Below are 2500 nucleotides of genomic sequence, written 5' to 3'. Positions count from 1 at the left end.
TGAAATAGTACCTGAAACCGTGTGCCTACAAGCCGTGGGAGCGTCGCTGGTGAGCTTGCTCATCAGTCGTGACTGCGTGCCTTTTGAAGAATGAGCCTGCGAGTTAGCGGTGTGTAGCGAGGTTAACCCGTGTGGGGAAGCCGTAGCGAAAGCGAGTCCGAACAGGGCGTTTGAGTTGCACGCTCTAGACCCGAAGCGGAGTGATCTAGCCATGGGCAGGTTGAAGCGGCTGTAAGAGGTCGTGGAGGACCGAACCCACCAGGGTTGAAAACCTGGGGGATGACCTGTGGTTAGGGGTGAAAGGCCAATCAAACTCCGTGATAGCTGGTTCTCCCCGAAATGCATTTAGGTGCAGCGTCGTGTGTTTCTTGCCGGAGGTAGAGCACTGGATAGGCGATGGGCCCTACCGGGTTACTGACCTTAGCCAAACTCCGAATGCCGGTAAGTGAGAGCGCGGCAGTGAGACTGTGGGGGATAAGCTCCATGGTCGAGAGGGAAACAGCCCAGAGCATCGACTAAGGCCCCTAAGCGTACGCTAAGTGGGAAAGGATGTGGAGTCGCAGAGACAACCAGGAGGTTGGCTTAGAAGCAGCCACCCTTGAAAGAGTGCGTAATAGCTCACTGGTCAAGTGATTCCGCGCCGACAATGTAGCGGGGCTCAAGCGTACCGCCGAAGTCGTGTCAATCAGACAACAGGGCTAACGCCTGTCTGGTTGGGTAGGGGAGCGTCGTGTGCCGGGTGAAGCAGCCGCGGAAGCGAGTTGTGGACGGTTCACGAGTGAGAATGCAGGCATGAGTAGCGATACACACGTGAGAAACGTGTGCGCCGATTGACTAAGGGTTCCTGGGTCAAGCTGATCTGCCCAGGGTAAGTCGGGACCTAAGGCGAGGCCGACAGGCGTAGTCGATGGACAACCGGTTGATATTCCGGTACCCGCTTTGAAGCGCCAAACATCGAGCCCATTAATGCTAAGGCCGTGAAACCGCCTGCCGCCGGCTTTGCCGTCGGTGGGAGTGGTGGAGCCGCTGACCCAAGGTGGTAGTAGGTGAGTGATGGGGTGACGCAGGAAGGTAGTCCATCCCGGGCGGTGGTTGTCCCGGGGTAAGGGTGTAGGACGCAAGGTAGGCAAATCCGCCTTGCACACAGTCTGAGACCTGATGCCGAGCCGATTGTGGTGAAGTGGATGATCCTATGCTGTCGAGAAAAGCCTCTAGCGAGTTTCATGGCGGCCCGTACCCTAAACCGACTCAGGTGGTCAGGTAGAGAATACCGAGGCGTTCGGGTGAACTATGGTTAAGGAACTCGGCAAAATGCCCCCGTAACTTCGGGAGAAGGGGGGCCATTCCTGGTGAAGGGTCTTGCACTCTGAGCTGGGGGTGGCCGCAGAGACCAGCGAGAAGCGACTGTTTACTAAAAACACAGGTCCGTGCGAAGCCGTAAGGCGATGTATACGGACTGACGCCTGCCCGGTGCTGGAACGTTAAGGGGACCGGTTAGTGCGCTTTCGGGCGTGCGAAGCTGAGAACTTAAGCGCCAGTAAACGGCGGTGGTAACTATAACCATCCTAAGGTAGCGAAATTCCTTGTCGGGTAAGTTCCGACCTGCACGAATGGCGTAACGACTTCTCGACTGTCTCAACCATAGGCCCGGTGAAATTGCACTACGAGTAAAGATGCTCGTTTCGCGCAGCAGGACGGAAAGACCCCGGGACCTTTACTACAGTTTGATATTGGTGTTCGGTTCGGCTTGTGTAGGATAGGTGGGAGACTGTGAAGCGGCCACGCCAGTGGTTGTGGAGTCGTCGTTGAAATACCACTCTGGTCGTGCTGGATGTCTAACCTGGGTCCGTGATCCGGATCAGGGACAGTGTCTGATGGGTAGTTTAACTGGGGCGGTTGCCTCCCAAAGGGTAACGGAGGCGCCCAAAGGTTCCCTCAGCCTGGTTGGCAATCAGGTGTTGAGTGTAAGTGCACAAGGGAGCTTGACTGTGAGACCGACGGGTCGAGCAGGGACGAAAGTCGGGACTAGTGATCCGGCGGTGGCTTGTGGAAGCGCCGTCGCTCAACGGATAAAAGGTACCCCGGGGATAACAGGCTGATCTTCCCCAAGAGTCCATATCGACGGGATGGTTTGGCACCTCGATGTCGGCTCGTCGCATCCTGGGGCTGGAGTCGGTCCCAAGGGTTGGGCTGTTCGCCCATTAAAGCGGTACGCGAGCTGGGTTTAGAACGTCGTGAGACAGTTCGGTCCCTATCCGCTGTGCGCGTAGGAGTCTTGAGAAGGGCTGTCCCTAGTACGAGAGGACCGGGACGGACGAACCTCTGGTGTGCCAGTTGTCCTGCCAAGGGCATGGCTGGTTGGCTACGTTCGGAAAGGATAACCGCTGAAAGCATCTAAGCGGGAAGCCTGCTTCGAGATGAGGACTCCCACCCCCTTTGAGGGGTTAAGGCTCCCAGTAGACGACTGGGTTGATAGGCCGGATGTGGAAGCCCTGTAAGG

1 rRNA gene (cut by a window edge) is annotated in these 2500 nt (G+C 57.0%); it reads left to right on the top strand.

Annotated elements, in window-relative coordinates:
* A 23S ribosomal RNA gene (locus tag QIS96_RS37530) occupies positions 1–2500 on the top strand; its annotated part reaches 584 nt to the left of the window's first position; the annotation flags it as partial.

It is taken from the genome of Streptomyces cavernicola, assembly GCF_029968035.1.
GTDB lineage: Bacteria > Actinomycetota > Actinomycetes > Streptomycetales > Streptomycetaceae > Streptomyces > Streptomyces cavernicola.
The sequence above is the reverse complement of the archived record's forward strand: the minus strand, read 5'-3'. Positions and strand labels throughout refer to the sequence as shown.